We start from the raw sequence: 25,405 nt of genomic DNA, 5'->3' as shown, positions 1-25,405 counted from the left end.
ACAATGATGCGCCCGCACCGGGCCGGTGCGGGCGCATCAGCGCTGCCTCAGGACAGTACGCAGGACGGTGGCTGCCGGGAGCGTTTCGCTCCCGGGTCGCTGCTTGTGCGTGCTGTGTTCGTGTGTGCTGTGTTCGTGTTGCTGTGTTCGTGTTGCTGTGTGCGCGGGACGTCACTGCCCCCTCCCGCGCTCCGGTCTAGAAGCGACGGCGCCGTTCGTGCTCGAGGACGATCGCGGCGGCGTAGCCGTGGCTCAGCCCGTGCTCGTCGGCGAGCCAGTTGGCCCGCTCGTCACAGCGTAGGAACGACGGGCCGTTGTCGATGGCTTCGAACCACTCTGGGAGGTCGCGCCCGGTTATGGACGGGACACGGGCGATCAGCTTGTTCTGGGTCTCCGGTGAGTGGTTCAACGACATGGGCACCTCCACGGAAAAGGCTGCTTTGTGTCACAGTGCATCACCGGTCCGCGCTTGACAAGCCCTCAGCGGCATTGATTTGTTACAAGATGTTGATCGAAAGTTGCGTCGCCGATCACCGGATCCTGATATAGCGCGACAAAGGGGCGCCGCTCCCGGAGGAACGGCGCCCCTTCGACTCGTACGACTAGTCGTTGTTCGTGAAGTAGCTGATGAAGCGAAGGATCTCCAGGTAGAGCCAGACGAGGCTCAGGGTCAGGCCGAACGCCATCAGCCACGAGTAGCGCTCCGGCACGCCGGCACGCACCCCCTGCTCGATCTCACTGAAGTCGAGCAGCAGGAAGAAGCAGCCGAGCAGGATCATGCCGACGCTGAAGATCCAGCCGATGGGGCTGTCGGTGCGCAGGCCCAGGCCACCGCTGACGAAGATGCTCGCGATCCAGTTGATCAGCACCAGGCCGACCGCGCCGAACCCGGCGGCGACCACGAACTTGGCGAACTTCGGAGTCGGCCGGAAGATCTTCAGCGCGTACACGGCCAGTGTGCCGCCGAAGGCCACCATCGTGCCGAGCACGGCCTGCAGGACGATGCCGTTGTAGACCGTTTCGTACATGTGGCTCAGCACGCCGATGGCGACGCCGTAGCACACGGAGTAGCCGAGGATCAGCGCGGGGTTCGTGCTCTGCTTGAACGACACGATGAGCCCGAGGATCAGGCCCACGATCATCGCCGGTGCCGCCAGCCCCCAGCCGACGTTGAAGTACCAGGCCAGGGCGGCCGACACGACGAGCGTGCCGAGGGTCATGAAGCCGCGCACCACGACGTCGTCCATCGTCATGGCCCGCGCCGCCGGGGGAGCGTACGAGGGTGCGGCGTACATCTGGTTCAGCTGCTGCACGCTGGGCGTCGGACCGCCCCACGCCTGCTGACCAGCCGCCCCGCGCCGACTGAATATGGGGTTCTTGCTCTCCATTCGCTTCCTCCAGGACGCGACTCACTGATCAGCCGCTGCGCGGCCTAGTGGGGATGGTGCCCGAGGAGTGGTGCCCCTACAAGGGGGAGCGCCACTCCACCACAGTGGCAACGATCTGACGTGCGGGCGAGTTCCCGCCGTCGCCCACCGGCCACAACGGCCGACGCCGATCACCGAGCAACTTGAACAATTCCTTTACTTGAGGTCTTCAAGTCTAATGTTAGTGTGGTGTGAAGCCGAGAAGTAGCGGCCTGACCAGGCAGAACGCCTCAGCGACCACTCCGCCTGCCGTTGCGAGCCTCTCGTCCCGAATCAGACAGGCACAGCAAGCCGTGTCATCGCGAGGAGGACGGCGATGAACGTCAGCGGCCCACCGTTACTGCGAAGGCTCCGGCCTCATTCCATTCGAGGGCGCATCACCATCCTCGTCACGGCGCTCGCCACCCTGCTGCTGATCCCCACCGGGATCGTGGGCAGCGTCCTGGCCCGGCAGGCCTTCTCCACAGCGGTCTGGCTCGACGCCCGGCAGGAGGCCGCGCTCACGGCCGCCGGGTGGCGTACGGGCCACTTCCGCCACGTCATCACCCCGCAGGTGGCCGGGATCGACCTGGTCCAGGTGGTGGCTCCGAATCGGAGGGTGCTCGCCGCGTCGCCCGCCGCGCGGGGCATGGCCCCGCTGAGTTCCTTCTGGCCGTCCCAGCAGGATCCGATGCAGGACCTGCAGGCCTGCGCGCACGACGGGACCGGCTGCCTGCGCCTGTCGGCGCTGCGGGTGATGCCGGGGCCCGACTCTCCCGTCGTGTACGCGGGACGTCCCATCGACGGCTTCACCCCCGTCGCGATGTTCGATCTTCTCTTCACCGTGGAGGTCGCCGTACTCGTGCTGCTCACCGCCTGGGCCACCTGGAAGGTCGCCGGACGCACCCTGCGCCCCGTCGAGGCCATCCGCAGCGACCTGGCCGCCGTCAACGTGAACGACCTGGACACCCGGGTGCCCGTACCGGCCGTGGACGACGAGATCGGGCGGCTCGCCCGCACCGTGAACAGCACGCTCGCCCGCATCGAGCAGGCGAAGCTCACCACCGAGCGGGCGCTGCGGCGGCAGCGCGAGTTCGCCGCGGACGCCTCCCACGAACTGCGCACTCCGCTCGCCGGCCTGCGCGCGCAACTGGAGGAGGCGCAACTCCACCCGGACGAGACCGATCTGCGGTCGCTGCTCGGCGACGCGCTGCTCGACGTGGAGCGACTGGAAGCGATCATCGACGACCTGCTCCTGCTGGCGAAGGTGGGGGCGACGGCACCGGACCGCAAGCCCGTGGACGTGTCGGCGCTGGTCAGGGATGAGGTCGCCCGCCGGACCGACCGGATACCGGTGCGCCTTCTGCTGGCGGACGGGGTCAGGATGCACGCCGCGCCGCGCCACCTCGCCCGTCTGCTGACCAACCTGCTCGACAACGCGCAGCGGCACGCCCGGAGCGTGGTCGAGATCGGGCTCCGGGGCGACGACGGCTTCGTCGAGTTGTGGGTCGGCGACGACGGTCCCGGCGTTCCGGTGTGCGAACGGGAGCGGATCTTCGAGCGGTTCGCCAGGTCGGACACGGCGCGCAGCCGAGGCCGCGGGGGCACCGGGCTCGGCCTGGCCATCGCCCGCGACATCGCCCGCGCCCACTGCGGCACGCTGGTGGCGACCGAGTCGTCGTACGGCGGCGCCAAGTTCGTGCTGTGCCTGCCGGTCTCCGGCTGCCCGCCGAACACCGAGGCCGCGACCTCGCAGGCCGCGATCCGCGCCGCGGGCCCGTACGCCGAGCCGCCGCAGGCGGAGAACGCCTCGGCACCGGAGGATCGCGCCTGACGGCGGTCAGAGGCGGGCGAACCAGTCGCGGGCGGCCCGCCGCCCGCCCCCGCCGAGCGCCACCATCAGGGCGTACCGGGCCTTCACGGGAGCCAGCCCGCGCGCTCCGATGGCGCCGACCTTCGCGGCCAGCCCCAGGGCCGGCGGCAGGTCCTCCAGCGCGACCGGCCGGGTGCGGCACCGTGAGGCGACCACCACGGGGATGTCCCACTCCGCCAGCTCGCTGAGGGTCGCGTACAGGGTGATCGGGACGTTCCCGGCGCCGGTGCCCTCCAGGACGACGCCCCTGGCTCCGGCGTCCACGACGGCCGTGATCAGCACGGGATCCATCTCCGGGTACGTCTTGATCAGCGCGACGTTCGTCTCCGGCTCTCCCCGCGCGGCCGGGGGCCGCGGCGGCGGCGTCGCCGTCATCTCGACCCGGCCGTCGGCCACCCGGCCGAGGATCGGCGCGGGGGCGGAGGAGAGGGCCGCCACGCCCGTCGCGTCGGTCATCGTGACCCAGCGGGCCGCGTGCAGCTCGTCGTTCACGCAGACCACCGCGCCGACGCCGCGAAGAGCGGGGTCGGCGGCCGCGACCAGGGACGACGCGAGGTTGCGCGGGCCGTCGCTCGACAGCTCGTCCAGCCCGCGCACGGCGCCGGTCAGCACGATGCCGCCGCGTAGAGCGGCGGGCCCGGCGAGCAGGTCCGCGAGGAAGGCCGTCTCCTCGATCGTGTCCAGGCCGTGGGTGACGACCACGCCGTCGTACCCCTCGTCGAGCAGGGCCGTGCGGGCACGCCGGGCCAGCCGCAGCATGGTGGAGGGCGAGGTGTCCCAGCTCGGCTCGGCCTGCACGTCCTCGGTCACCACCTCCACGCCGAGATTCCCCGGTACGGCCGCCAGCAGATCGGCGGCCGTCGCGAGCCCCGGGCGGCCGGTGTGACGGGCGTACGCCATGACGTCGCCCGTCGCGACCAGCAGCACGCGTCCGGTCACGACGCGTCGTCCTCGGCGGATGCGGCGACCCCGGCGTGCCGCTCGAGCCGCTCGACGCGCCGCAGGAGCGGAGCCATCTCCTGACGGACGACCGCCGCCACGGCCTGCACAGCGGTCGGGGAGGCGGCCTGGGATGCGGCCTGAGGGGCGGTCTGGGTGGCGGCCTGGGATGCGGAGGCGTCCTGTCCCTGGGCCCGGAGGTGGACGTAGCCGGCGAGCGCCGCGACGACCGCGCGCCGCGTGAGGCGGGGCTCTGCGCCCCGCGCCCGCAGCACCTGCCCGCCGATCCCGTCGGGCTCCGTGACCAGGCCGAGCAGCAGGTGCTCGCACCCAATGTAGTTGTGCCCCAGCGCATGGGCCTCGGTGACCGCCAGTTCGAGGGCGTTGGCGGCGGGCGCGTCGAACCTGCTCGGACCGTCCTTCCGCGTTCCCTCGTCCCCGGCCTGTTCCGGGCCGGCCGCCCCGGCGGGTGGGGACGGGCGGTGGCTCGCGAGGTCGCGCTCGATCAGGGTGGGCTCGATCTCCATCGCTCGCAGGACGTGCAGGGCGAGGTTCTGCCCCTCGGCGAGCATCGCGGCGAGCAGGTGCTCGGTGCCGATGCCGATGCCGGAGGCCTCCTCGGCCCGGGCCCGTTCCAGCGCCAGCCGGAAGACGGCGCGGGTCCTGGGCGTGAAGTGCGACAGCCGGGGATCGTCGATCTCGAAATCGCCGAGGATGCTCTCGCGGATGGCGGTCACCCGGCGGACCGCCTGCTCAAGCGCCCGCTGACAGATCGCGGACACCGGGAGGGCCGCCTCCTTGACCGCCTCCGCGAGATCGTCCGGCAGGTACACGTTGATCTTAGGCATGCATCATTCATACCCCCAGTGGGGTTACATGTCTACCCCCAACCCTGATGCCCAGGTCAGGGAAGCGTGACGTACTTGCCGAGGAACTCCCGGACCTCGGGGATGTCCAGGCGGTAGTCGACGTTGGTCGTCTGACAGGCGTCGTCCACTCCGCTGATCGTCGTGGCCACGAGCAGGTTCGAGTCGGTGCCTCCGAGGTAGTTGGGGCCGCCCGAGTCGCCGTAGCAGGTTCCGCCCTCCCCGCGCGAGGAGTTCGGCGCCAGGTCGAGCCACCTGCTGCCGAGGCGCTTGAAGGAGATGGAGGTCTGGCTGCGCGTGTCGGTGTAGTGGAACCGCCATCCGTGCCGCTTCTTCGTGGGGTCCACCGAGCCGTAGCCGACCGGGGTGAAGCGCGCGGTCTTCAGACTGCCGTCGGCCTTGAGCTGATCGAGCAGGCCCAGAGGAGGCAGCTTGGCCGGCGCGATGCCGGTAACGGGCTCGGAGAAGACGACGACCGCCATGTCATGGGCGTCGCTCTTGTCCGTGTGCCTCGGGTCGGGCACGAAGCGACCGGTGTAGAGCTTGGTCCCGGGCTGGTAGTGGCTGGCGAAGGAGATCCGGGCGGTCTTCTTGTCCTCATGCCCGCAGTGGGCGGCCGTGAGGAAGACGGTCGGCGAGATGAGGGTGCCGGTGCAGTATGCCCACGTGCCGTCGCGTTCCGGCGTGTCTCCGATCAGAGCTCCCACTTCCGGGTGCTCGGTCCCATCGACCGAGCCATGGGTGATGGCCGACGCAGGCGAGGCGATACTTGCCACCAAACCGGCAAGAATCATGACAAAGGGGACGAAACGCATGCGCAAATGTATCCGAGCATGGGTTCCGTATGGCAATCGCCGCGAGAAGATCTACCGACCGGCCGTCAGGCCGGGACTTCGCATATCAACATCCGCCATCGGCGGTTGAGCCAGCCGGCCACGGCTCGGGCCGGCAGAACACGCACCAGGAGGCGCAGGGCCACACCCCCGCCCTACAAGCGAAGACCGCCCCTCCAGTCAAAGGAGGAGCGGCCATGACAATGCGGTCCGAGTCACCTACCTCGGCATACGGTGTCCCCAAACGCGCCGGTACTTTTGAACGTGGCGGTGCCCCCGGAGGCGGTGGTGCCGCCGGATGTGGCGGTGCCCCCGACGGTGATGGTGCCCCCGGACGTGGTGGTGCCGACCGTGATGGTGCCGACCGTGGCGATGGCCAGGCCCGTCACCCTGCGGGGATGTCGCCGCTGCCGCGACCGCCGAACTGGAAGTCGTCGAGGGCGAGGCCAGGGCAGCCCCAGCCGGCCACAGCATGAGCACGCCGAGCAGGGCCGCGCCTAAGATGCCGATTCGTTTCGCGCGCATGTGATTCCTTCCGGCCGAGGCCTCTGTAGCGCCACACGAGCGCCCGGAAGCCTCCGAATCAGACATACGGGACTATTCCCCTCCCCACGAGGTCATAGGGGCACCAGCCGTCAATTTGGAATCTTGAGTTGCCCTCGCAACTCCAAAGCCATCGCCTCGATGAAGGGGATGTCACGGGCCTTCTCCGCTCAGCCGGCCGAACCATCCTCATAGTGCTCATGCTCCCGGTACGCGGTGGTGAAGCGGCCGATCGTTGAGGGTCAGCCGACCGGAACGGGACCGACGCGCCGCCCGATCGGTGATCGGCGACTCTTGCCGGCCGATGAACTACAGTCGTCCGCCGTGGCCGAATCCTCCCCCTATCTGACCGCGACGGCGGACGCCTACGACGCCGTCGCCGACCTCTACGCCGACCTCGCCCGAGACTCGCTCGACCGCCTGCCGCTGGATCGAGCGATAATCGCCGCATTCGCCGAACTCGTACGGGCCGCCGGGCCCCGGCCCGTCGCCGAGGCCGGCTGCGGTCCCGGGTACATGACGGCACACCTGCGTAACCTCGGACTGGACGCCTTCGGCGTCGACCTGTCTCCCGCACTGATCGACATCGCCCGCAAAGACCATCCTGACCTGCGTTTCGAGGTCGGTTCGATGGGCGCCTTCGACGTGGCCGACGGCGAGCTGGGCGGTCTGCTCTCCTGGTACTCCGTCATCCACATCCCGCCACCGGAGCTGCCGCCGTACTTTGCCGAGTTCCGCCGGGTGCTGTCCCCGGGTGGCTACCTCCTGCTCGGTTTCTTCGAATCCGAGGGCGGTCCAGTGCTGGAGTTCGACCACAAGGTCACGCCGGCCTACCGGTGGCCGATCGAGGATTTGGCCGACCTGGCCCGCAAGGAAGAGTTCGTCGAGGTGGCGCGGATGTTGCGCGAGCCTTTGGAGGATGAACGATTCCGCCGCGGCCACTTGCTGATGCGCGCACTCTAGGCCCCGGCACCACACTCTGGCGCAAGGCGCGCAAGGCAGCGCTCCATGCTGGGCGAGGGATGAACGTGCGGGCACACCACGGGCACGGCGTCCCGTAGACGCTCGCCATTCAGCCGTGGTCAACCGGATAGCTACGATCGGCCCATGACCACGCTCCCCCAGGTCACGGGCTGATTGGTCGAGGCGGTGCTCAGTGCCCCCGGTGGGACTCGAACCCACACCACAGCCCTTTTAAGGGGCTTGCCTCTGCCATTGGGCTACGGGGGCGCCGCGATCATATGTCACGGATCACTCCTCTGTAAGCAAGTTACGTCTTACGCGGCTTGTCCCCCTTTCCACAGCGCGTGAACGGCAGCCCTGGCCGCCGCCCGGTCAAGGTCCGGGAGACCGTCCGCACCTTCTCCCCCGTCCACCACACCAGCATGTCAGAGCGCAGGAACACGCACACGGCCCGGCGGTGTGCGCCGCCGGGCCGTCTGCGTGTCCTGAGGTCGTCCGTCGATCCGTCCGCGCCGAGCGGGTCAGCGCTTGATGCCGCTCTTCGCGGCCGCCCTGAACTCGTCGCGCGGGTGCTCGATCTCGCCCAGAGAGATCGTCTCCCGCTTGAAAAAGAGCGACAGCGTCCAGTCCATCACCACGCGGACCTTCCGGTTGATCGTGGGGACCCGCGACAGGTGGTAGGTGCGGTGCATGAACCAGGCCGGGAAGCCGCGCAGCTTCATGCCGTAGACGTTCGCGACGCCCCGGTAGAGGCCGAGCCCGGCGACCGACCCGGCGTACTTGTGCCGGTAGTCCTGCAGCTTCTCCCCGCGCAGATAGGCGGTGATGTTGTCGCCGAGGACCCTCGCCTGCCGTACGGCGTGCTGGGCGTTGGGCGCGCAGTACTGGCCGGGGTTGGTCACGTCGGGCACGCCCGCGATGTCGCCGGCGGCGAAGGCGCCCTTGACGCCCGCGACGGTCAGGCGCGTCGTGGTCTTGATCCGACCACGCTCGTCGAGCGGCAGGTCGGTGGAGTTGACGATCGGGCTCGCCTTGACGCCGGCGGTCCAGACGATCGTGGCCGACTCGAACTCGTCGCCGTCCGAGGTCTTGACCAGGCCGCCCTCGCACGACTGGAGGAACGTCTCCATCTTGAGCTCGATGCCGCGCTCGCGCAGCTGCTCGGCGGTCCACTCGCCCATCTCGGGGCCGACCTCGGGCAGGATGCGGTTGGACGCCTCGATCAGGACCCAGCGCAGGTCCTTCTTGTCGATGCTCGGGTAGTACTTGATCGCGTCCTCGGTCATGTCCTCGAGCTCGGCGAGGGCCTCGATGCCCGCGAAGCCGCCGCCGACCACGACGAAGGTCAGCGCGCGGCGGCGCACGTCCTCGTCGTCGCTCGACTCGGCCCGGTCGAGGAGGGCCAGGACCCGGTTGCGCAGCGCGATGGCCTCACCGACGGTCTTGAAGCCGATGGCCGCGTCCTCCAGGCCGGGGATCGGCAGCGTACGCGAGATCGAGCCGGCCGCCATGACGACGACGTCGTACTCGATCTCCCGGGACTGGCCCGCGCCCGGCTCGAAGGTCAGCGTGCGCGCCTCGTGGTGCACCTTGGCGACCTTGCCGTTGAGGATGCGCACCATGGGCAGCACCCGGCGCAGCGGCGCCACGACGTGGCGCGGCGAGATGTTGCCGGCCGCCGCCTCAGGGAGGAACGGCTGGTAGGTCATGTACGACTGCGGGTCGATGAGCGTGATCCGCACGCTGCCGTCGCGCAGCTCACGGCGGAGTGTGCGCTGGAGACGAAGAGCCGAGTAAAGGCCCACGTACCCACCGCCGACGATGACGACGTGCTTCCAGTTGCGGTCTGCCACGGATGCCCTCCCAACGCTTGTGAAAGCGTTCACAAGCCTACGTCACGAGATGGCAACCGCACCAATCCACTAGGGCCAAAGGTCCAGTGATTTTCCCCACTTCGTCATCTCTTGACGACATTTCTCAGGAAAATTCCCGCAATCTTCCCTCAGTGATCGACTTCACACTTGTGAAATGCTTCACAAAGCTGCCGTTCCCAGGGTGGCGGCGCGGGCGAAGACCGCGTCGAGCATGTCCGTGGTGACCCGGCCGGTGAAAGTGTTCTGCTGGCTGGGGTGATAGCAGCCGATGAGCGTGACCGGAGCCGCGCCGTAGGAGACGGGCACCTCCACGGCGTGACCGAACGGCGGCCTGCGGGACGGCAGCGTGAACCCGGCCTCGCGCAGCGCGGGCCACACCGCCTGCCAGGCGAAGCCGCCGAGCGCCACGATCACCCGGGTCGTGCCGGCCACCAGCGCGAGCTCCCTGGCGAGCCAGGGGAAACAGGTGTCGCGCTCCTCCGGGGTGGGCTTGTTGGCGGGCGGCGCGCACCGCACCGCCGCCATCATCCGGGCGCCGATCAGCCGCTGCCCGTCGCCCGCGTGAACGCTGGTCTCCTGCGCGGCGAGCCCGGTGCGGTACAGCGACGCGAACAGCCAGTCGCCGCTGCGGTCGCCGGTGAAGATCCGGCCGGTCCGGTTGCCGCCGTGCGCGGCGGGGGCCAGCCCCACGATGAGCGTGTGCGGCGCCTCGTCGCCCCACCCCGCGATCGGCCGGCCCCAGTAGGTCTCGTCCGCGAACGCCCGCCGTTTGACGTCGGCGACCTCCTCCCGCCACTCGACGAGGCGCGGGCAGGCGCGGCACACCGACTGCCTGGCGGTCAGTTCGCTCAGCGTACGGCTCTCGGCGGCCAGTTTGGCGACCTCGTGGGCGTCGTGGGCGACGGGGGTGTCCGGGCACGCGGGGTCGCCCGGCCAGCCGGAACCGGGAGGAACGGAGCTCATGACACCGATCGTGCCAGGTCAAAAGGTGTGCGTCGGCCAGAAGCCGACTCTCGCGGCGCCGTCGCCCGCGACCGCCCGATCACACCGCCCGGAACCGGCCCGCCGGTGCCACGCCGTCCCGCGGTCTCCACACGGTGTCCGCGGGGCATCGGCGCGCGTGTCCTGAAGAGGCCATGCCGAGAAAGATTCCCATCTTTTCCGTCGCACCGGAGCTGGGTACGTAGGGCCCGTGTCCACCGACTCATTCCCCCCGCTGTTCGGCCCGGCGTTCGACGCCGACCCCTACCCCGCCTACGACTGGCTGCGCCGGAACGCCCCGGTGACCCGCGTGCCGCTGCCCGGCTGCGAGGCGTGGCTGGTCACGCGGTACGAGGACGCCGTGACCGCGCTGACCCACCCCGCCCTCGCCAAGGACCCGGCGGCCGGCTCGCCCGAATGGCGGGCCGCCTCTCTCGGCCTGCCCCTGGACCACCGGCCGGGGCTCGCCCGTCACATGATCAACGCCGACGGACGCGACCACGCGCGGCTGCGGCGGCTCGTGAGCTCGGCCTTCACGCCCGGGCGCATGGCGGGGCTGCGGACGCGGGCGCTGGAGGTGACCGACACGCTGCTCGACCACCTCGACGGCCCGGAGGTGGACCTGGTCGCCGGTCTCGCCTACCCGCTGCCGATCACGATCATCTGCGACCTGCTCGGCGTACCGGAGGAGGACCGGGCCACCTTCCACCACCACGCCTCCGTCATCGACTCGGCGGCGGCGTCCGAGGTGGAGGAGATCGCCCGCGCCACGGACGCCCTGGAGATCTTCCTGGCCGACCTGGTCGAGCTCAAGCGCTCCCGTCCGGGCAACGACCTGCTCACCGACCTCGTACGGCGGTCCAACCAGGGCGAGATCGACAAGGACGAGCTGACCTCGACCGCGTTCCTGCTGCTGATCGCCGGCCACGAGACGACCGTGGCGCTGATCGGCAACGGCCTGCTCGCGCTGCTACGGCATCCCGGCCAGGCGGCGGCCCTGCGCGCCGACCTCTCCCAGCTGCCGGACTTCATCGACGAGATGCTGCGTTACGACGGTCCCGTACGGAACGCCACCTGGCGCTTTCCCACCGAGCCCGTGGTCATCGGCGGCCAGGAGATGCTGCCCGGGGAGCCCATCCTCGTCTCGTTGCTCGCGGCCAACCGGGACCCGGCGGCGTTCGCCGACCCGGACGCGTTCTCCCCCGGCCGGATCGGCGAGCCGCACCTCGCCTTCGGCCGGGGGCCGCACTACTGCGTCGGCGCGGCGCTGGCCAAGGTGGAGGGAGAGGCCGCGATCGGCCGGGTCCTCGAACGGTTCCCCGATCTGGCCCTCGCCGCCGACCCCGCCGAGCTGAGGTGGTGGCCCAGCGCCATCATGCGCGGTCTGTTCTCCCTGCCTGTCCGCCTGCACGGCTGACGTCCCGCCCGGCTCCGTCCATAGACGGAGCCGGCCTGATCTCGCGCCTACCTATTGGCGTCGGTGGGCGACGGTTCGGCGGAGGGCGACGGTTCGGCGGAGGGCGCCGCGGGGGCCGTGGCGTCCGTGGGCGTCGGCGGGGCGGGCACGCAGGTCGCCTCCGTCCCGTCCCGATCGGGGAACCCGGCGGGGTCGACGGGCTCGTCCACCCGCCGAAGCGGCAGCGGGTAGGCGTTGCGGATGGGCGGCTCGCCGTCACAGGGGATGACGATCGTCTGTCCGGAGCCCTCCGGATCCACCATGATCGGATTTCCGTCCTGGTCGTACAGCCGCACGTCGTGCAGGGGCGTGCCGTCCGCCGCGAACGGAAGGATGTTGGACACGTCCCCTCCCAGCGAGGACGCTCTCTCCACCCGCATGCCCGGCGCGTACACGTCCGGCTGGGGGTCGTAGTCGAAGGCCACGCTCCGCGACGACGTGCTCGGGACGTTCGCCATCGCCACGATTACCAGGTACGCGGCGAGCAGGTTGGCCCCGAGCAGCAGCGCCCGGCCCCAGCGCGACGGCCGCGCACGGCCCCGCCGGCCCAGCCACACCGATCCCCAGATAACCGCCAGCGTGAACACCCAGGCGGGGATGTCGCCGGGGACCAGCCCGGGGGCACTGATCGGCGCGAGCACGGCCAGCGCGAGCACGTAGCCCCGCAGCACCCACCACGCGGGGCGCAGTTCGGGGGCGAAGACGGCGGCCTGACGGTAGGGCGGGAGCACGAGCAGCCGCGTGTGAACGCGCCGGACGGCTCCGCTCACCCGCTCGCGCAGCCGCCCGCCCAGCGAGGAGCCGCCGCCCGACGGCCGCCCGCCGTAGGCGGCCCGAAGCTCGGCCGCGTACGCCTCGGGGCTGCCGAGGCGTTCCTCCAGCGGCATGCCCGGCTCGGCGGCGACCTCGGCCAGATGCTCGTCCAGGTCCTCCAGCAGTGCGTCCCTGTCGCGGGCGGGGAGATCGGCGAGCGCCTCGCGTACTTCGGCGGCGTAGTCCTGGGGCGTCATTGGGGGATTCATCCCGGATCGACCTCCTTGAGCAGGTCGTTCATGGTGGCGGCGAACGACGTCCAGGTCTTCGCCGAGGTCTGGAGGAGCGAGCGGCCCACGTCGTTCAGGCCGTAGTACTTGCGGTGCGGCCCCTCGTCGGAGGCGACCACGTAGGAGGTGAGCGCTCCGGCCTTGAAGAGCCGCCGCAGCGTCCCGTACACCGAGGCGTCGCCGACGTCCTCCAGCCCCGCCTCACGCAGGCGGCGCACGACGTCGTATCCGTAGCTGTCGCGCTCGGCGAGCACCGCGAGGACCGCCAAATCGAGAACCCCTTTGAGGAGCTGGCTACTGTCCACGCACTGCACAGTACTACGCAATGCGCAATAGCGACAAGAGCTCCTCCTGGGCCGCACGCTGCCGACCACAGCCCAGGCAGCTCGGCTGTCCCGCGCGGCTCTCGCTGGTTCTCTCTGCCCGACCTCGGCGGTGCCCGTCGGCCGCTGCGAAATCCTGACGCCGTCGAGGAGTAGAGAGCGGTCCTCATCCCCGGTTGCCCTTACGGGCGCGGTATCAGTGCGGTTCGGGCGCGGTCGTAGCGCAGCCGGGTCCGCCGGGTGGGCGGGCGCAGGTCCCTTGGCCGGGCGGGCCGCGCGGCCGGTCCGAGCGGTGTCCGAACAACAACGCCGGGCCGCGTCCGCCGGTGATCCTCAGGCGAAAGGTCAGCTCTCATGTGGTTAGCCATGGGCCTGCGGGCGGAGGCGGACGCCGCCGTGACGGTGCGGTCGTTGCGTGGCTTGCACCACCGCTTCAAGCCGCGTGGCGTGTGAACCGGCCCGCGCTTAGGTGACTCATCCCCGAGCGCGGGGTCGGCCGACGCAGGCGCGCACGTGAATGCCTCGGCGTGGTGCGTGGCTCGTAGCGCCGGCCCGCTGACCAGCTCTGCCACCATCAGTCAGCGCGGTCGAGGACGTTCGCGCGGGCCACGGCGTACCGTTCGCGGATCGCCGGCACGGCGTCCGCCTCGTGCGTCTCGACCTGCCCGACCGTCCATGACGGCGCCCGCTGCCCGCCCGACAACACCCAGGCCGCCTGGCGGGCGGCGCCGTCGGCGACGTACTCCCCCAGTGGTGGGACGAGTACGGGGCGGCCGAAGACTGTAGGCGCGATCCGGCGTACCGCCTCCGAGCGGGCGCCGCCGCCGACCAGGATGACCCGGTTGACCGTCGCGCCCTGCGCGATCATTGCGTCCAGCCCGTCGGCGAGTGCGCACAGCATGCCCTCCACCGCCGCGCGGGCCAGGTGCGCGGGAGTCGAGGTCCGCAGGGCCAGGCCGTGCACGGCTCCGGTGGCGTGCGGGAGGTTCGGTGTGCGCTCGCCCTCCAGGTAGGGCACCAGGACCAGCCCGTCGGCGCCCGGCGGGGCGGACAGCGCCAGCGCCGACAGCTCTGCGTGGTCCACCCGCAGCATGGTCGCGGCCGCGTCCAGCACCCGGGCGGCGTTGAGCGTGCACACCACCGGCAGGAACCGGCCGGTCGTGTCGGCGAACCCGGCCACGATCCCGCTCGGGTCCGCGGCCGGCACGTCGGAAACGGTGGACACTATGCCGGAGGTGCCGATCGACACGATCACGTCGCCCGGCTCGGCACCGACACCCAGCGCCGCTGCGGCGCAGTCGCCGGCACCGGGGCCCAGCGGCGCGCCGGTGCGCAGGTGCCCGGCCTGACCGGTCGGCCCGAGCACCTGCGGCAGCAGCACGTCGTCGCGACCGAAGGCCAACCGGAGCAGGTCCAGGCGGTACTCATCGGTCGCGGCCGACCAGTATCCGGTCCCGCTGGCCTCGCTGCGATCGGTGCGCAGCGCATCGAGCCCCGGTGCGCCGGACAGTCGCCAGGTCAACCAGTCGTGGGGCAGACAAACCGCGGCTGTACGGGCGGCGTTGTCCGGCTCCGCCGAGGCCAGCCAGCGCAGCTTGGTGACGGTGAAGCTGGCCACCGGCACCAGGCCGACCGCCTCCGCCCATGCTCGCTGTCCCGCCTCGCCGCCACCGAGATCCGAGATCAGGTCGGCGGCGGCGCCGGCCGAGCGGGTGTCGTTCCACAGCACGGCATCCCGGATCACCTCGCCGCCGGCGTCCAGGCACACCATGCCCTGCTGCTGCCCGGCGATCGAGGCGGCCGCCACGTCGTCCAGTCCGCCGGCCTGTGCGACCGCGTCGGACAGTGCGGCCTCCCAGGCGGCCGGCGGCACGGCGGTGCCGACGGGGTGTGGTGCGCGACCTTCGCGCACCAGCTTCCCGGTCTCGGCGTCGCGGATGACGACTTTGCACGACTGGGTCGACGAGTCGACCCCGGCGACGAGGGGCACCGGTCCTCCGGGGGTTGTCGGGTGCGAGTCAGGTGGCGCGGTTGGTCAGCGGGGGCGCGGACCAAGTGGTCGACGGCGAGCTGGTTGAGCGGATGAACCCGAAGCCCTCGGCGCCGACCGTGTCTGGGGTCGAAGGTCTAGAACGCTTGGGCGATTTGGTTGGATGGATAAATTATTTCGGCTGCACTAGATGTGTTGTCAAGACCATGAAGCAGCCCGCTGCGGGTTACCAAAGCTGATCATCAGCGACGTCGACCTCCTGCGCCGTCATCCCATGACGATCTAGCGCAACATCCGCACCGGCAGCACCCCAACGCCCGCAGCCCAGCCGTCGTCACGTGGCTGCCCAGGCCCTCACCGCTCAGCGCCGGATCCACTGCCATTGGTCTCCAAGGGCCTCGTCCGCGCGAGGAAACACGTGGGCTCAATCCGCTACCTGGCGGCTGGGGACATCTTCGGGAGCGGAGGGCCTCCCGGAGGAGCGGGGCCGGCGGACGCGTCAGGTGGTGAGGGACCAGGCGATGCCGTCGAGGATGTCGTGCTCGCTGACCACGACCTCGGAGAAACCGTAGCGACGGACGATGCGATCGAGGATGAGCGAGCCCGCGCCGATGACGTCCACCCGGCCCGGGTGCATGACCGGGATGGCCGCCCGCTCGTCGTGCGTCATGCGCAGCAGCCGCGCGGACACCTCGTGGACCTGCTCGGCCGGGATGCGCGAGTGATGGATGCGCGCGGGGTCGTAGGCGGGCAGGTCGAGCGCGATCCCGGCGACCGTGGTGACCGAGCCCGCCAGGCCGACCAGCGTCCGCGCCGTACGCACCGGGACGCTCTCCTCGACCCGGTCCATGGCCGCCTCGATGTCGGCGACGGCCGCCTCCACCGTCTCGGCGCTCGGCGGGTCGTCGCGCAGGTGGCGCTCGGTCAGCCGTACGCAGCCGATGTCCACCGACAGCGCGCCCTCGACGGACCGGGAGCCGACGACGAACTCCGTCGAGCCGCCCCCGATGTCCACCACCAGATAGGGCGTCTCGGCCTCGGCACCGGACCGGGCGAGGCCCCGGGTGGCGCCGGTGAAGGACAGCCGCGCCTCCTCGTCACCGGTCACCACCTCGGGCTCCACGCCGAAGATCTCCCGTACGCCGGAGACGAAGTCGGCCCGGTTGGCGGCGTCGCGGGTCGCCGAGGTGGCGACGACGCGGACCGGCACGGGACCGTCCGGAGAGTGCTCCCTGATCAGCTTGGCGTACCCGCGCATGGCGGCGAACGTCCGCTCCAGGGCCTCCGGCGCGAGCCGTCCCGTGCGGTCGACGTCCTGACCGAGCCTGACGATCTCCATCCGCCGCTCGACGTCGGTGAGGTCGTCGCCGGAAATGTCCGCGATGAGAAGGCGGACCGAGTTGGTCCCGCAATCGATGGCCGCGACCCGCTTCGTCCCCACGCTCATCCCCTCCGGTCGGCTCCCCGCGCCACGACGGCGCTCCCGTCTCTGTCCCGCGCCGGGCTCATGACCGCTCTTCGGATTTCTCCACGACGACGCAGGGGCCGCCGGCCCACCAGTCGGGCAGCGCGTCGATGGCCTCCCGGCCGAACGGGTTGGCCCCCGGCGCGGCCAGCTCGTGGGCGACCAGCGCGTGCAGGCACTTGACCCGGCCCGGCATGCCGCCGGCGCTCTGCATGTCGCGCGGCAGCGGCTCCAGGCCCTCCTCGTCGGCCGCGCGGTCGCGGCGGGCGACGTAGTCCTCGTGGGCCGCCCGGTAGGCCTCGGCCAGCTCGGGGTCCTCGGAAAGCCGGGCCTGCATGCTCTTCATCAGGCCGGACGACTCCAGCGTCCCGATCGCCGAGGCGGCTTTCGGGCAGGTCAGGTAGAACAGCGTGGGGAACGGCGCGCCGTCGGGCAGCCGGGGCGCGGTCTCCAGCACGTCGGGCAGCCCGCAGGGGCACCGGTGGGCGACGGCCCGCACCCCGCGCGGCTGCCGCCCGAGCTGCGCCCGCGCCGCCGCCAGGTCCGCGGGGTCCACATGGCTCACGTGGCCCACGTGGTCCGCCTGGTCGTCCACCACGTCGATCTCCTCGCCCTTCACGATTTCCGCCACGGAGCCCGTCACGATGCCCTGTCGGGGCGCGTCCGCGATCCTCATCCCGTCGGCGCCGACGCCGACGGGGACGCGGACGCCGTCGGTGCGGGGCTCTGCCGCGCCGCGGGTACGGCGGGCCGCCCCTTGTCCGCCGCCTCGAACGACCGCCAGAGGGTGAGGTACCAGGCGGGCCGCTCCGGCGGCTTCGTCCCCGCCTTGGCGGCGGCCGTCCCGGCCGTCTTCTCGTCGAGCACCTGATAACAGTCCGCGCCCGGCTCGCAGTAGAACAACCGCTCCTTGGCCAGGCGCTTGATGTAATCCGGATCCTCCAGCCGCCGGCGCCGCTCCTCCAGATTCTGGAGCTTGCGCAGCGCGTTCGCCTGCTGGTCCTCCAGCTGGGCGATCTGCCGGCGCTGGGCGACGTACTCCCGCACGGGGTAGGCCAGGCTCATGGCGATGGCGCACACGACGACCGCGAGGATCGCCGCGCGCCCCGTGAGCTGCGGCCGCTTCGCCGCCACGAAACCACCCCTCCCGGTCGGTCAGCCCATGGCCCGGTCAACGGCCACACTAACCGCCCGTCCCGGCCGTACACGCCCAGACGTGGCACGGCGTCGCCGCACCACGCGTCCGGAACGTGTCCAGCCGGGCTACCCCCGTGTGCGACCTAGCCCTGGAAGCGCGGGAAGGCGGAGCGACCGGCGTACCGCGCCGCGTCGTCGAGCAGCTCCTCGATGCGCAGGAGCTGGTTGTACTTGGCCACCCGGTCCGAGCGGGCCGGGGCACCGGTCTTGATCTGGCCGCAGTTGGTGGCCACGGCGAGGTCGGCGATCGTGGTGTCCTCGGTCTCGCCGGAGCGGTGGCTCATCATGGAGCGGTAGCCGCTGCGGTGGGCCAGGTCGACCGCGTCGAGGGTCTCCGACAGCGTGCCGATCTGGTTCACCTTCACCAGCAGGGCGTTGGCGGCGCCCTCGCGGATGCCCCGCCCGAGCCGCTCGGGGTTGGTGACGAACAGGTCGTCGCCCACGAGCTGGACCTTGGCGCCGAGCGACGTGGTGATGGCCTTCCAGCCCTCCCAGTCCTCCTCGTTCAGCGGGTCCTCGATGGAGACCAGCGGGTAGGAGCGGACCAGGTCCTCGTAGAAGGAGATCAGCTCGGCGGCCGACACGCCCTTGCCGTCGATCGTGTAGACGCCGTCGTTGTGGAACTCGCTGGCCGCGACGTCGAGCGCGAGCGCGATGTCCTGGCCCGGCGTGTAGCCGGCCTTCTCGATGGCGACCATGATCAGGTCGAGCGCGTCGCGGTTGGACGGCAGGTTGGGCGCGAAGCCGCCCTCGTCGCCCAGGCCGGTGGCGTAGCCCTTCTCCTTCAGCACGCCCTTGAGCGTGTGGTAGGTCTCCGCGCCCATGCGCACCGCCTCGGAGAACGTCTCGGCGCCGATCGGCGCGATCATGAACTCCTGGATGTCCACGTTGGTGTCGGCGTGCGCGCCGCCGTTCAGGATGTTCATCATCGGCACGGGCAGGATGTGCGCGTTCGGCCCGCCGACGTAGCGGAACAGGGGCAGGTCGGCGCTGTCGGCGGCGGCCTTGGCGACGGCCAGCGAGATGCCGAGGATCGCGTTGGCCCCGAGGCGGGCCTTGTTGGGCGTGCCGTCCAGGTCGATCATCGTCTGGTCGATGAGACGCTGCTCCTCGGCGTCGAACCCGAGGAGCTCGTCGGCGATCTCGTCGGTCACGCCGAGGACGGCCTTCTCGACACCCTTGCCGAGATAGCGCTTCTTGTCCCCGTCGCGCAGCTCGACGGCCTCGAACTGCCCGGTGGAGGCGCCACTCGGAACGGCGGCACGGCCGGTGCTGTAGTCGTCCAGCAGTACCTCGACCTCGACCGTGGGGTTCCCACGGGAGTCGAGGATCTCGCGGGCGGTGATGGCCTCGATGGCAGCCACGAACGCTCCTAGCAAAATGGCGGGCGGTTTGCCACCCGAGCCTATCGGTCCCTACTACTCGGTACGGCGCAGGGCCGCCCATTCACGGCGTGTCCGGCGGGCCGCGGCCGGGTCATTCGAGGCCGGGGGCAGCGGGGTCCGCCGTGCCCTCCCACTCCTCCACGCGCCGCCGGTACTCCCTGGCCGCCGCCCTCAGCTCGGCCTCGGGGTCGAGCCCCGCGTCCTGGGTCTCCCGTACGAGCGTGAACAGGCGGGCGCCGGCGGGCGGGGCGAGGTCGCCGGCGAGGGAGGCGGGCGCGCCGGCCCGGCCGGCCCGGCGCAGGAGCTGAGCGGCCAGGGAGATCGCCGGCTGGCCCATGGGCACGCCGCTGAGCGCCGAGGCGGTCTCCCCCTTGGCGGCCCGCTCCGCCGCCTTGATCGTCTCCCAGTTGTCGCTGACCTCACCGGCGCCGGAGACGTCGACGTCCGCGAAGACGTGCGGATGGCGGCGGACCAGCTTCTCCACGATCCCGGCGGCGACGTCGTCGATGTCGAAGCCGTCCCCTGACGTCCCCTCCGCGCCCATCCGTTCCTGGGCGAGCCGGGCGTGGAACATCACCTGGAGCAGCAGGTCGCCGAGCTCCTCGCGCAGCGGCGGGCCGTAGTCGCCCTGGTGGATGGTCTCCAGCACCTCGTAGGCCTCTTCGACCAGGTAGGGCACGAGCGACTCGTGGGTCTGCTTGCGGTCCCACGGGCACTCGCGGCGCAGCCGGTCCATGACCTGGACGAGGTCGAGCAGCCGGGCGCCGGGCAGGTCGTAGGAGCCGGGGACGACCTCGATCTCCGGCGGCTCGTCGAGGGAGATCGCGGCGTGGCCGACCGCGCGCATGAAGTCCTCGTCGCCGTCCTGCGCGGCCAGCCACACCACCGTCCCCGTACGGCTCTCGCGGGCGATCGCGCCGGGGTCGGGGGTCACCACCTCGACCCGGACGCCGGCCTCGTCGAGATAGGGCAGGTAGGGGTGGTCCGGGGTGCCGGTGAGCACCCGCCCCCGGGTGAGGGCCTTCCACGCCGCGGGCGCGAGCAGGCCCGGAGCGACCCGGGGCGAGGTGGTCACCACGATCAACGCCATGGCCTCAGCCTAATGAAGCCGGGGCTCAGCCCGCCTGGGCGGCGCCCGCCGCATCCGCGGCGGCCCCGCCCGCGGTGGCCCCGCTCGCCGAGCCGAAGCGGTCGTCGGCGACGAAGCCCTGCTGGGGGTCGAACTTGCCGTAGCGCGGGCTGTACTTCACCGGCACGGTCGAGTCGGCCTCCTCGATGACCTTCTGGAGGGCGGCCTGCTGGCTCGCCTGGTCCTGACCGGCGCCGGACTGCTGCGCCAGCTTGTTGCGGACGATGACGGCGCGGACGAAGTCGCGGCCCTCGTCCAGCGGGATGCCGTTGGCCAGCAGCACCTTGTCGAACTGGTCCCAGCCGCCCTGCGCCGTGGCGACGTCGTCGACCTCCCGGTCGGTGACCGTGACACCCTTGCGCCGGCCGAGCTCCTGGAACTGCCTGCTCGTGCTCATGTTGAGCAGGACCGTCTGCGGCAGCGAGAAGGACAGCTGGAGCTGCTCCTCGGGGATCTTGTTGGCGGCCAGGTCGGCGCGCAGCGCGCGGACCTCGTCGTTCAGCTCACTGGAGGTGATGCGCTCCTTGCCCACGATGGCCGCGGAACCCGCCTGCACGGGGCCGCCGCACGCGGTCACGGCGATCCCGGCCGCCGCCAGCGCCACGGCGGCGCGCACTCGATACGACTTCACGGACGATCCTCCCGAACGACACCGGCCACGCATATGTTGACAATTCGCGGGTCACTGTACCCGCATCGACTCCAGGAACATGGCCTCGACCAGGTCCCCACACCATTTCAGCAGGTCGAGGTCGCGTAGTGGCTGACCGCCGATCGGCTTGGTCTTGGGCACCGGCACGAGCAGGATGCCCGTCGCCTGCTTCCAAAGGGAGCGGGGATAGAGCCGCTGCAGCCGCACCTGCTGGGAGTCCTTCAGCTCCACGGGCGCGAACTTGATCTGCTGGCCCTGCAGCGTCACGTCGGTCAGTCCCGCCTTGCGGGCCTTGATCCGGAAGCGCGCCACCTCCAGCAGGTTGTCCACCTCCTGGGGCGGCCTGCCGTACCGGTCGGTGAGCTCGTCGCGGACCGCCGTGATGTCGTCCTCCGACCCGATCGCCGCGATCCGCTTGTACGCCTCCAGGCGCAGCCGCTCCGAGGTGACGTAGTCGTGCGGCACGTGGGCGTTGATCGGCAGTTCGACCTTGACCTCGGGCCGCTCCTCCACCTTCGCCTCGCCCGCGAGCTTGGACTTCTGCTCTTGGACGGCCTCGGCCATCATGCGGACGTACAGGTCGAAGCCGACGCCGGCGATGTGGCCCGACTGCTCGGCCCCGAGGATGTTGCCGGCGCCGCGGATCTCCAGGTCCTTCATGGCGACATACATGCCCGCGCCCATCTCGGTGTGCTGGGCGATCGTGGCGAGCCGCTCGTGCGCGGTCTCGGTCAGCGGCGACTCGGGCGGATAGAGGAAGTAGGCGTAGCCGCGCTCGCGGCCCCGGCCGACCCGGCCGCGCAGCTGGTGGAGCTGCGACAGGCCGTAGTTGTCCGCGCGGTCCACGATGAGCGTGTTGGCGTTGGGCACGTCCAGGCCGGACTCGACGATCGTGGTGGAGACGAGCACGTCGAAGTTGCGCTCCCAGAAGTCCACCATGATCTTTTCGAGCTGGCTCTCGTTCATCTGCCCGTGCGCGACCGCGATCCGCGCCTCCGGCACCAGCTCGTGCAGCCGCGAGGCCACCTTGTCGATCGTGCGGACCCGGTTGTGGACGAAGAACACCTGGCCGTCGCGCATCAGCTCGCGCCGGATCGCCGCCGCGATCTGCTTCTCGTCGTACGGCCCGACGAACGTGAGGATCGGGTGCCGCTCCTCCGGCGGGGTGAGGATCGTGGACATCTCGCGGATCCCGGTGAGGCCCATCTCCAGCGTCCGCGGGATCGGCGTCGCCGACATGGCGAGCACGTCCACCTGCGTACGCATGTGCTTCATGGCCTCCTTGTGCTCGACGCCGAACCGCTGCTCCTCGTCCACGATGATCAGGCCGAGGTCCTTGAACCTGACCTCGGGCGACAGCAGCCGGTGGGTGCCGATCACGACGTCGACCTCACCCGTGGTGAGCCCCTCAAGGGTCTGCTTGACCTCGCCGTCGGTCTGGAACCGGGAGACCGGCTTCACGGCGACGGGGAAGCTGGCGAACCGCTCGCCGAACGTCGACAGGTGCTGCTGCACCAGCAGCGTCGTCGGCACGAGCACGGCGACCTGCTTGCCGTCCTGCACCGCCTTGAACGCCGCCCGCACCGCGATCTCGGTCTTGCCGTACCCGACGTCGCCGCAGATCAGGCGGTCCATCGGGACGGGCCGCTCCATGTCGCGCTTGACCTCGTCGATCGCTTCGAGCTGGTCGCCCGTCTCGGCGTACGGGAAGGCGTCCTCCATCTCCCGCTGCCAGGGGCTGTCGGCGGCGAACGCGTAGCCGGGCGAGGCCATCCGGGCCGAGTAGAGCCGGATCAGCTCGCCCGCGATCTCCCTGACCGCCTTCTTCGCCCGGGTCTTGGCTTTGGCCCAGTCGGCCCCGCCCATGCGGTTGAGCGTGGGCGCCTCGCCGCCGACGTAGCGCGTGACCTCGTCGAGCTGGTCGGTCGGCACGTAGAGGCGGTCGCCCCTGGCGTACTCGATCACGAGGTACTCACGGGTCGCGCCCTGGACCGTGCGCTGCACCATCTCGATGTAGCGGCCCACGCCGTGCTGCTCGTGCACCACGTGGTCGCCGACCTTGAGCTGCAGCGGGTCGACCATGTTGCGGCGGCGCGACGGCAGCCGCCGCATGTCCTTGGTGGACGCCTTCTGGCCGACGAGGTCGAGGTGGGTCACCACGGCGACGTCCGGCGTGACGAAGCCGTGGTCGATCCGGCCCGTCGTGACCTGCACGACGTCCTTCGGCGGCGGGCCGTCGAGGGACGGCACCAGCCGCGCCGCCACGTCCACGCCCTTGAGCAGCTCGACCATGCGCTCGGCCGGGCCATGCCCCTCGCTCAGCAGCACGACGGCCTTGCCCGTGCCCATCCAGCCCTTGATGTCGGCGAGCGCCCGCTGGGTGTCGCCTCGGTAGGCCTCGACGTCCTGCGCGTCCAGCTCCACGCCCTCGCCGAAGGGGGCGATGCTCCACCACTGCTGGCCCAGCTCGCCGGCGTGGTGGCGCACCTCCTCGAGCGTGCGGAAGGCGGCCGCCTCCAGGTCGATCGGGGCCTCCCCGCCCGCCGCCGCGGCGATCCAGGACGCCTCCATGAACTCCTGACTGGTGCGGACCAGCTCGACGGCCCGGCCGCGGATGCGCTCGGGGTCGCAGACGAACACGGCCGACCGGATCGGCAGGTGGTCGAGCAGCAGGTCCATCTCCCCGGCGAGCACGGGCGCGAACGCCTCCATGCCCTCCACCGGCACACCCTCGGCGAGCTGGTCGAGCACGTCCTTCAGCGCCGGGTGCTCCTCCCCCAGCTCGCGGGCACGCCGCCGTACGTCGTCGGTGAGCAGCAGCTCGCGGCAGGGCGCGGCGAACAGCCCGTCCTGGGCGACCTCCAGCGAGCGCTGGTCGGCCACCTTGAACCAGCGGATCTCCTCGATCGTGTCGCCCCAGAACTCCAGCCGCAGCGGATGCTCCTCGGTGGGCGGGAACACGTCGAGCAGACCGCCGCGCACGGCCACCTCGCCGCGCTTTTCCACCATGTCCACCCGGTGGTAGCCGTTCTCGACCAGCCGGGCCACCACGTCGTCCAGGTCGGCGTCGTCGCCCGCGCGCAGCCGTACGGGCGCGAGGTCGCCGAGACCGGCCACGATGGGCTGGAGCAGCGAGCGGATCGGGGCCACCACGATCCGCAGCGGGCCCGCCGCCGGGTCGCCCTCGATCGGGTGCGCCAGCCGCCGCAGCACGGCCAGGCGCTGGCCGACGGTGTCGCTGCGCGGCGACAGGCGCTCGTGCGGCAGCGTCTCCCAGGCGGGGAAGACGGCCACCGAGTTCTCGTCGACCAGGCTCGTGAGCGCGGCGGCGAGATCCTCCGCCTCGCGCCCGGTCGCCGTGACGGCGAGCACCGGCCGTACGCGGGACAGCGCGGCCACGGCGAACGGCCGCAGCGCGGGCGGCGCCACCAACTCGGCGCCGGGGTGGGCGGCCTGCCCTGCCGCGTCGAGCGCGGCGGCCAGCCTTGGTTCGGCGGATACGAGGTCGAGCAGTCCGGAAAGAGACATCGATGCCTTCAAAAGCCCCGTGACAAAGACAGCCGGCGTGCGGACGCGGCCCCGTTCATCCGGCCGATCCCCCTTACGGAGGAGATCCGCGAGACGCTCCCAACCGGGCCGCGGCTACCAAGGCTACGCCCTGTTCATCCGCCCCGCTCCGCTCGCTCCTCGGTCCGGACATGACGAGTGACGGCAAATGCGCAACTGCGAGTCGTCAAATGATTACTCTCAGTGGCATGACAGAGGTTCGGTTGTCGTCCGCCGACCAGGACGACGTGTTCAGCCAGCGGATTCGCGAGCAGTGGACCGACCAGCTCGGACGGCGGCTCGACATCCTCATCGCCGGATGCGGTCGGGGCGGCGTCCTCGACGTGGGGCGCTACGAGCCGAGGATGACGGGAGTGGACGAGGATCTGCCGCCCCTGCGGGTCCACACCGCCAACCGCGGCGACCTGGAGGCGTCCTACCTGGGCGACCTGCGTCTCGTGCCGATCCCGCCACGCTCCTTCGACGTCGTCTACGTGTCGTTCCTCCTCGAACGCATCCGACACGCCGAGCTCGTGCTCGACCGGCTCGTGGCCGGGCTGCGCCCCGGCGGGCTGCTGCTGCTGAAGATGCGCGACCGGAAGTCGGCGTACGGCTTCTGCGACCGGACGACCCCCCGCTGGTTGCGACGGGCGCTGTGGCGCACGCTCGCCCCGGCCGGGTCCGTGGGGCCGCTTCCGGCGATGTACGAGCCGCTGGCCTCCCGCGAGGGCATCCAGGCCTACTGCCTGATGCGCGGGCTGATGATCGCCGAGGACTACTCGGCGGTGAGCGGCCCGGCCCGGCGGGGTCCGCACGGCGGTCTGGTCTCCGTGGTCTGCCGGGCCGTGGCCGCACTCTCGCGAGGCGGGCTCAACGGGACCGAGGACGAGATCACGATGGTGATCCGCCGTCCGCAGAACCACTTCGCCCGCCTCATCTGA

General features: G+C 71.0%; 21 protein-coding genes and 1 tRNA gene. 4 read left to right on the top strand and 18 right to left on the bottom strand.

Annotation, left to right across the window (positions count from 1 at the left end):
- Positions 1–196 precede the first annotated feature (196 nt).
- Both ACQEVJ_RS04760 and ACQEVJ_RS04755 read right to left on the bottom strand, forming a co-directional pair.
- Complete coding sequence (locus ACQEVJ_RS04760) at positions 197–415, bottom strand: DUF4287 domain-containing protein (protein WP_030507588.1); 219 nt, start codon at positions 413–415, stop codon at positions 197–199.
- A gap of 187 nt (positions 416–602) precedes the next feature.
- Positions 603–1,388 (bottom strand): Bax inhibitor-1/YccA family protein, encoded by a 786-nt coding sequence (locus tag ACQEVJ_RS04755; RefSeq protein WP_433097542.1) that lies wholly within the window; start codon positions 1,386–1,388, stop codon positions 603–605.
- 355 nt (positions 1,389–1,743) lie between these two features.
- On the opposite strand from ACQEVJ_RS04755, the gene ACQEVJ_RS04750 reads away from it, so the two are divergent.
- Positions 1,744–3,240 (top strand): HAMP domain-containing sensor histidine kinase, encoded by a 1,497-nt coding sequence (locus tag ACQEVJ_RS04750; protein WP_433097540.1) that lies wholly within the window; start codon positions 1,744–1,746, stop codon positions 3,238–3,240.
- A 6-nt stretch (positions 3,241–3,246) separates the two neighbouring features.
- Here ACQEVJ_RS04750 and ACQEVJ_RS04745 read toward each other — a convergent pair whose 3' ends face one another.
- Genes ACQEVJ_RS04745 through ACQEVJ_RS04735 form a run of 3 tightly spaced genes read right to left on the bottom strand, consistent with a single transcriptional unit; the run spans position 3,247 to position 5,791 of the window.
- A complete protein-coding gene (locus ACQEVJ_RS04745) occupies positions 3,247–4,218 on the bottom strand; it encodes an asparaginase (RefSeq protein WP_433097538.1) in 972 nt (323 codons plus the stop codon).
- Positions 4,215–5,066 carry a Clp protease N-terminal domain-containing protein gene (locus ACQEVJ_RS04740; protein WP_433097536.1) on the bottom strand — a complete coding sequence of 284 codons (852 nt, stop codon included), beginning with the start codon at positions 5,064–5,066 and terminating at the stop codon, positions 4,215–4,217. The genes ACQEVJ_RS04745 and ACQEVJ_RS04740 overlap by 4 nt, the downstream gene beginning before the upstream one ends.
- Positions 5,067–5,122: 56 nt before the next feature.
- On the bottom strand, positions 5,123–5,791 hold the full coding sequence (locus tag ACQEVJ_RS04735) for a trypsin-like serine protease (RefSeq protein ID WP_433097534.1): 669 nt from the start codon (positions 5,789–5,791) through the stop codon (positions 5,123–5,125).
- 993 nt (positions 5,792–6,784) lie between these two features.
- Between ACQEVJ_RS04735 and ACQEVJ_RS04730 the strand changes: the two genes are divergently transcribed.
- A complete protein-coding gene (locus tag ACQEVJ_RS04730; protein ID WP_433112561.1) occupies positions 6,785–7,423 on the top strand; it encodes a class I SAM-dependent DNA methyltransferase in 639 nt (212 codons plus the stop codon).
- 194 nt (positions 7,424–7,617) lie between these two features.
- Here the strand turns inward: ACQEVJ_RS04730 and ACQEVJ_RS04725 are convergent.
- The 3 genes from ACQEVJ_RS04725 to ACQEVJ_RS04715 form a co-directional block, all read right to left on the bottom strand.
- Positions 7,618–7,690, bottom strand: a tRNA-Leu gene (locus ACQEVJ_RS04725).
- 254 nt (positions 7,691–7,944) lie between these two features.
- Positions 7,945–9,276, bottom strand: coding sequence for an NAD(P)/FAD-dependent oxidoreductase (locus ACQEVJ_RS04720; RefSeq protein WP_433097532.1), 1,332 nt, complete (start codon positions 9,274–9,276; stop codon positions 7,945–7,947).
- Positions 9,277–9,456: 180 nt separating this feature from the next.
- Positions 9,457–10,260 carry a uracil-DNA glycosylase gene (locus ACQEVJ_RS04715; RefSeq protein ID WP_433097530.1) on the bottom strand — a complete coding sequence of 268 codons (804 nt, stop codon included), beginning with the start codon at positions 10,258–10,260 and terminating at the stop codon, positions 9,457–9,459.
- Positions 10,261–10,489: 229 nt separating this feature from the next.
- Here ACQEVJ_RS04715 and ACQEVJ_RS04710 point away from each other — a divergent pair, with 229 nt between their 5' ends.
- Complete coding sequence (locus ACQEVJ_RS04710; protein WP_433097528.1) at positions 10,490–11,695, top strand: cytochrome P450 family protein; 1,206 nt, start codon at positions 10,490–10,492, stop codon at positions 11,693–11,695.
- Between the two features lie 47 nt (positions 11,696–11,742).
- Here the strand turns inward: ACQEVJ_RS04710 and ACQEVJ_RS04705 are convergent, their stop codons facing one another.
- The 10 genes from ACQEVJ_RS04705 to mfd form a co-directional block, all read right to left on the bottom strand.
- Entirely contained in the window at positions 11,743–12,756 is a 1,014-nt protein-coding gene (locus tag ACQEVJ_RS04705) for an HAAS signaling domain-containing protein (protein WP_433097526.1), read from the bottom strand.
- A complete protein-coding gene (locus ACQEVJ_RS04700) occupies positions 12,753–13,082 on the bottom strand; it encodes a PadR family transcriptional regulator (RefSeq protein ID WP_142571211.1) in 330 nt (109 codons plus the stop codon). The genes ACQEVJ_RS04705 and ACQEVJ_RS04700 overlap by 4 nt, the downstream gene beginning before the upstream one ends.
- Positions 13,083–13,674: 592 nt before the next feature.
- Positions 13,675–15,090 carry a xylulokinase gene (locus ACQEVJ_RS04695; RefSeq protein WP_433097523.1) on the bottom strand — a complete coding sequence of 472 codons (1,416 nt, stop codon included), beginning with the start codon at positions 15,088–15,090 and terminating at the stop codon, positions 13,675–13,677.
- A 499-nt stretch (positions 15,091–15,589) separates the two neighbouring features.
- On the bottom strand, positions 15,590–16,531 hold the full coding sequence (locus tag ACQEVJ_RS04690; RefSeq protein ID WP_433097521.1) for an exopolyphosphatase: 942 nt from the start codon (positions 16,529–16,531) through the stop codon (positions 15,590–15,592).
- 64 nt (positions 16,532–16,595) lie between these two features.
- Complete coding sequence (locus tag ACQEVJ_RS04685) at positions 16,596–17,120, bottom strand: DUF501 domain-containing protein (protein ID WP_433112558.1); 525 nt, start codon at positions 17,118–17,120, stop codon at positions 16,596–16,598.
- Positions 17,121–17,227: 107 nt separating this feature from the next.
- Positions 17,228–17,689, bottom strand: a complete 462-nt coding sequence (locus ACQEVJ_RS04680) for an FtsB family cell division protein (protein ID WP_433097519.1) — start codon at positions 17,687–17,689, stop codon at positions 17,228–17,230.
- A 146-nt stretch (positions 17,690–17,835) separates the two neighbouring features.
- Positions 17,836–19,116, bottom strand: coding sequence for a phosphopyruvate hydratase (gene eno, locus ACQEVJ_RS04675; protein WP_433097517.1), 1,281 nt, complete (start codon positions 19,114–19,116; stop codon positions 17,836–17,838).
- 112 nt (positions 19,117–19,228) lie between these two features.
- Positions 19,229–20,227 carry a MazG family protein gene (locus tag ACQEVJ_RS04670; protein WP_433097515.1) on the bottom strand — a complete coding sequence of 333 codons (999 nt, stop codon included), beginning with the start codon at positions 20,225–20,227 and terminating at the stop codon, positions 19,229–19,231.
- Between the two features lie 25 nt (positions 20,228–20,252).
- Positions 20,253–20,897 (bottom strand): SurA N-terminal domain-containing protein, encoded by a 645-nt coding sequence (locus ACQEVJ_RS04665; protein ID WP_433097513.1) that lies wholly within the window; start codon positions 20,895–20,897, stop codon positions 20,253–20,255.
- Positions 20,898–20,948: 51 nt separating this feature from the next.
- Complete coding sequence (gene mfd / locus ACQEVJ_RS04660; RefSeq protein ID WP_433097511.1) at positions 20,949–24,446, bottom strand: transcription-repair coupling factor; 3,498 nt, start codon at positions 24,444–24,446, stop codon at positions 20,949–20,951.
- A 227-nt stretch (positions 24,447–24,673) separates the two neighbouring features.
- Here mfd and ACQEVJ_RS04655 point away from each other — a divergent pair, with 227 nt between their 5' ends.
- Positions 24,674–25,405 carry a methyltransferase domain-containing protein gene (locus ACQEVJ_RS04655; protein WP_433097509.1) on the top strand — a complete coding sequence of 244 codons (732 nt, stop codon included), beginning with the start codon at positions 24,674–24,676 and terminating at the stop codon, positions 25,403–25,405.

The sequence above is a fragment of the Microbispora sp. CA-102843 genome, from assembly GCF_050936215.1.
Taxonomy (GTDB): domain Bacteria; phylum Actinomycetota; class Actinomycetes; order Streptosporangiales; family Streptosporangiaceae; genus Microbispora.
This window is presented reverse-complemented; position numbering and strand designations above follow the sequence as displayed.

Excerpts from the sequence above, each read along its gene's own strand:
- ACQEVJ_RS04750 (WP_433097540.1), top strand. The coding sequence starts at position 1,744 with ATGAACGTCAGCGGCCCACCGTTACTGCGAAGGCTCCGGCCTCATTCC.
- mfd (WP_433097511.1), bottom strand. The coding sequence starts at position 24,446 with ATGTCTCTTTCCGGACTGCTCGACCTCGTATCCGCCGAACCAAGGCTG.
- ACQEVJ_RS04760 (WP_030507588.1), bottom strand. The coding sequence starts at position 415 with ATGTCGTTGAACCACTCACCGGAGACCCAGAACAAGCTGATCGCCCGT.
- ACQEVJ_RS04655 (WP_433097509.1), top strand. The coding sequence starts at position 24,674 with ATGACAGAGGTTCGGTTGTCGTCCGCCGACCAGGACGACGTGTTCAGC.
- ACQEVJ_RS04670 (WP_433097515.1), bottom strand. The coding sequence starts at position 20,227 with ATGGCGTTGATCGTGGTGACCACCTCGCCCCGGGTCGCTCCGGGCCTG.
- ACQEVJ_RS04705 (WP_433097526.1), bottom strand. The coding sequence starts at position 12,756 with ATGAATCCCCCAATGACGCCCCAGGACTACGCCGCCGAAGTACGCGAG.
- ACQEVJ_RS04715 (WP_433097530.1), bottom strand. The coding sequence starts at position 10,260 with ATGAGCTCCGTTCCTCCCGGTTCCGGCTGGCCGGGCGACCCCGCGTGC.
- ACQEVJ_RS04755 (WP_433097542.1), bottom strand. The coding sequence starts at position 1,388 with ATGGAGAGCAAGAACCCCATATTCAGTCGGCGCGGGGCGGCTGGTCAG.
- ACQEVJ_RS04740 (WP_433097536.1), bottom strand. The coding sequence starts at position 5,066 with ATGCCTAAGATCAACGTGTACCTGCCGGACGATCTCGCGGAGGCGGTC.